Below are 2,878 nucleotides of genomic sequence, written 5' to 3'. Positions count from 1 at the left end.
GGTCGCCACCATGCCCGAACCCGGGGCCCCCGCGCCCGATCTCGAGGACCCCGACGACGACCGGCTGCGGCTGATCTTCACCTGCTGCCACCCCGCGCTGCCGATGAACGCGCGGGTCCCCCTGGCGCTGCGCGGCATTCTCGGGTTGAGCGTGGCCGAGATCGCGCGGGCGTTCCTGCTGCCCGAGGCGACGGTGGCGCAGCGGCTCACCCGCGCCAAGGCGAAGATCCGCGCCGCGGCGATCCCGTTCAGGGTCCCGCCGCCGCATCGCCTGCGGGAGCGGCTGGCCGCCGTGCTGGCCGTCATCTACCTGCTGTTCAACCAGGGCTACGACGCCGGGTCCGAGCGGATCGGCGACGACGCGGTGCGGCTGGCGCGCACCCTGGTGACGCTTATGCCCCGCAGGCCCGAGGCCGAGGGGCTGCTGGCGCTGATGTTGTTGCAGCGGGCCCGAAGCGCCACGCGGGTGGACGCCGACGGGCGGTTCGTTCCCCTGGAGGAGCAGGACCGGTCGGCCTGGGACCGCGAGGCCATCGGGCGGGCCGAGTCCATGCTGGAGCGGGCGCTGCGGCGCGGCGACCCCGGGCCCTACCAGGTGCAGGCCGCGATCGCCGCGTGCCACGCCACCGCGGCGTCGGTGGCGGACACGGACTGGGCGCAGATCCTCGGGCTGTACGACGAGCTGAATCGCCTGGCGCCCAGCCCGATCGTCGAGCTGAACCGCGCCGTGGCGGTGGGCATGGCCTCCGGCCCGGCCGCCGGGCTGGACCTGATCGACCGGCTCGACGGCTCGGGCCGGCTGGACGGGTACGCGCCGCTGGCGGCCAGCCGCGCCGACCTGCTGCGGCGCCTCGGCCGCGGCGCCGAGGCCGTCGACGCCTACCGCCGCGCCGCCGCGCTGACGGACTCCGAGGCCCAGCGCCGCTATCTGGAAGACCGGGCGGCCGAACTGACCCGGCGCCGCTAGGGCGCGTCGGACAGGTCGATGGTGCCGTACTGGCGGCCGTTGGGCTGCTCGCTCTGGGTCCACAGCACGTTGTTGTTGGCGTCGTGGAACAGGTCCTCGGGTCCACTGAGGCCGGTACCGAAGTACTTGGTGGTTCCGTCCTTGTCGACCACCACGAAGGACTTGTCGGCGTCGGCGACGCTGCGCGAGATGTAGAAGCGGCCCTTGACGCTGGCGATGCCCTGCATGTGGGTGAGGGTGGAGCGAAACCACTCGGTGGCCTTGGCGTTCGAGGCGCTCCCGTAGCGCAGCTCGCGGGTGCGGTAGTCGATCTCCCAGCGAACGATCCGGGCGTCGCGGTCGGGCATCTCGTCCTCGGTCCACCACTCGCTGACCACGATGCTGTCGGGCTTGGTGGTGCGGTCCAGGGCGACGAACGAGTAGCGCAGGCCGGGCTCGGCGCCCGAGGTGGTGGCGGCGTAGTCGAAAACCCTTGGCACCACGTACTTGTAGCCGTGGGCGTGGTAGTCGCCATTGGAGTCGCGCCCGATGTCGTCGCCGCTGGTGTCCACCTTCCACATGTGATCGAGGTCGAAGACCTTGATGCCGTTGAAGGTGTCCGTGACGTACACATAGTTGCCGTACCAGGCGATCCCGCCGGCGTGGGTGGGCACCGCCTTGAAGTCCGGGTGGCCGTCGTCGTCGATGAACGGGTCGACCAGCAGGACGTGCCGGTAATCGGGGTCGTCGGGGGTGTCCTGTCTGACGAAACTCAGGCGACCTCCCTTGTCGACCTTGGGGTCGGGCGACAAGTCGACGTTGTCGTACCACGACACCAGCACCACCGTGTGGCCCTGGTATTGGCCGTCCTCCAGGGCATCGGCGCTGCCGCTGATCCCCTGTGGAAACCAGTACGTGTCCTCGTCGCCGGCGTTCCACTTGCCGTGGTACTGCAGCTCGGGGAAGGGGTGGTCGGTGGTGTGGGACGCGGTACCGTCCCGGTTGGCGTCGCCGATGACGTCTTCGACGCTGGCGTTGGGCAGCGCCTTATCGAAGCGCGACAACAGATCGCGGGTGTCATTGGCGAGGGTGAGGGAATAGGTCTCGGCGTCGTCCGCCGATCCCCGGGTGACGGGCCGGTCGGCGGCGGTGTCGGATGACTCTTTCGGAATGTCCATTCGCATCTCCCAAGTGGCGCGGGCGGGGGCTCACACCCAATAGTGACGCGGGGACGCGACCAATGGGGTCGCGCGCTCGCTAACCTCACTGCATCAATCGTGAGGGATCGCCGCGGAGGTGCGAGATGACCGGGCGCGACACGCAGGCCGAGATCTACCGTGACGGGGCGTACGGGCGGCGCCGCGCCGTTCCGATCGGGCCCGACGCGCTGGCCGAGGCCGCCCGGCGCGCGATGTCGCCGACCGCCGCGGCCTACATCTGCGGTTCGGCGGGGGCCGAGACCACCGCCGACGCCAACCGGGCCGCCTTCGACCGCTGGCGGATCGTGCCGCGGATGCTCGTCGACGTCTCGCGGCGCGACACCGGCATCGAGCTGTTCGGTCGGCGACACCCGACGCCGTTCCTGACCGCCCCGGTCGGGGTGTTGGAGATGGTGGACCCGCGGGCCGACCTGGCCGTGGCCGAGGCCGCCGCCGCGGTGGACGTGCCGATGATCTTCTCCAACCAGGCGTCGGTGACCATGGAGGACTGTGCCGCGGCGATGGGGGACGCGGCGCGCTGGTTCCAGTTGTACTGGAGCGACAGCATCGCGCTGGTGGACAGCCTGGTGGCGCGGGCGGAGGCGGCCGGGTGCGGTGCCATCGTGGTCACCCTGGACACCCACATGTTGGGTTGGCGCCCCAGGGATCTGGACGCCGGGTACCTGCCGTTCGCGCGCGGCCAGGGCATCGCGCAGTACACATCGGACCCGGT

3 protein-coding genes are annotated in these 2,878 nt (G+C 71.0%); 2 read left to right on the top strand and 1 reads right to left on the bottom strand.

Annotated features, from left to right (window positions below):
• Nucleotides 1-967, top strand: a 967-nt coding sequence (locus tag VE172_RS08260) for an RNA polymerase sigma factor (RefSeq protein WP_324799740.1), incomplete at its 5' end; no start/stop codon positions are given.
• On the opposite strand, the gene VE172_RS08255 is transcribed toward VE172_RS08260, so the two are convergent.
• Complete coding sequence (locus tag VE172_RS08255; protein ID WP_324799738.1) at nt 964-2,124, bottom strand: hypothetical protein; 1,161 nt, start codon at nt 2,122-2,124, stop codon at nt 964-966. The genes VE172_RS08260 and VE172_RS08255 overlap by 4 nt on opposite strands.
• 125 nt (nt 2,125-2,249) lie before the next feature.
• Between VE172_RS08255 and VE172_RS08250 the strand changes: the two genes are divergently transcribed.
• A partial coding sequence (locus tag VE172_RS08250; RefSeq protein WP_324799735.1) for an alpha-hydroxy-acid oxidizing protein occupies nt 2,250-2,878 on the top strand: 629 nt, incomplete at its 3' end.

Source organism: Stackebrandtia sp., from assembly GCF_035643755.1.
Taxonomy (GTDB): domain Bacteria; phylum Actinomycetota; class Actinomycetes; order Mycobacteriales; family Micromonosporaceae; genus Stackebrandtia.
This window is presented reverse-complemented; position numbering and strand designations above follow the sequence as displayed.

Coding starts and splice junctions, on each gene's coding strand:
- VE172_RS08255 (WP_324799738.1), bottom strand. CDS start 2,124: ATGGACATTCCGAAAGAGTCATCCGACACCGCCGCCGACCGGCCCGTC.